This is a genomic window from Ramlibacter aquaticus (genome assembly GCF_015159745.1).
Taxonomy (GTDB): Bacteria; Pseudomonadota; Gammaproteobacteria; order Burkholderiales; family Burkholderiaceae_C; genus Ramlibacter; species Ramlibacter aquaticus.
On the sequence record NZ_JADDOJ010000170.1, the window covers coordinates 1 to 1092 of the forward strand.

At 68.5% G+C, this 1092-nt stretch carries 1 protein-coding gene; it reads left to right on the forward strand.

The window, feature by feature from the left end; genetic code table 11:
- On the forward strand, window positions 1-1092 hold a 1092-nt coding region (gene gspD / locus IM725_RS19970; protein ID WP_193782391.1), incomplete at both ends, for a type II secretion system secretin GspD.

Consider the following 1092-nt stretch of genomic DNA (forward strand, 5'->3'; position numbering starts at 1 on the left):
CCCACGGCCCCGCCTTCCACCGGCGGCCAGATCCAGGCCGACCCGGCGACCAACGCGCTGATCATCACCGCGCCCGAGCCGCAGTACCGCCAGATCCGCGCCGTCATCGACCGCCTGGATTCGCGCCGCGCGCAGGTCTACGTCGAGAGCCTGATCGCCGAGGTGAGCGCCGACAAGGCGGCCCAGTTCGGCATCCAGTGGCAGTCGCCGATCGGCAACCAGAACAGCACCAACATCGGCGTGCTGGGCACCAACTTCACCGTCGGCGGGCAGAACATCATCTCGCTGGCGACGCAGTCGGGCAGCACCACCAGCGCCACCCTGCCCTCGGCCGGCGTCAACCTGGGCCTGGTGCGCAAGGTGGCCGGCCGTTATGTGCTGAGCTTCCTGGCCCAGGCGCTGGAGTCCACCGGTGACGGCAACGTTCTGTCCACGCCCAACCTGCTGACGCTGGACAACGAGGAGGCCAAGATCGTCATCGGCCAGAACGTGCCCTTCGTGACCGGCCAGTTCACCAACACCGGCGCCAGCAACGGCTCGGTCAACCCCTTCCAGACCATCGAGCGCAAGGACGTGGGCCTGACGCTGCGGGTGAAGCCGCAGATCAGCGAGAACGGCACGGTGAAGATGCAGATCTTCCAGGAGGTCTCCAGCGTGGATCCGACCTCGGTCAACTCCGCCACCGGCCTGATCACCAACAAGCGCTCCATCGAATCCAACATCCTGGTCGACGATGGCTCCATCGTGGTGCTGGGCGGCCTGCTGCAGGACGACTATTCCGAAAGCAACCAGCAGGTGCCGGTGCTGGGCGACGTGCCCGTGCTGGGCGAGCTGTTCAAGACCCGCACCCGCACGCGCAAGAAGACCAACCTCATGGTGTTCCTGCGGCCGGTGGTGATCCGCGATTCGGGCCAGAGCGACGCCATCTCGCTGGACCGCTACGACCTGATGCGCGGCAAGCAGGCCGAGGCCCAGCCCGTGCCCAGCGTGGTGGTGCCGGTGAACGGCGCCGCGCAGATGCCGCCGGCCGACGCCGCGGGCATGCTGGCCGTGCCCGGCTCGCCCGGGCCGATCCCGGCACCGGCACCGGCG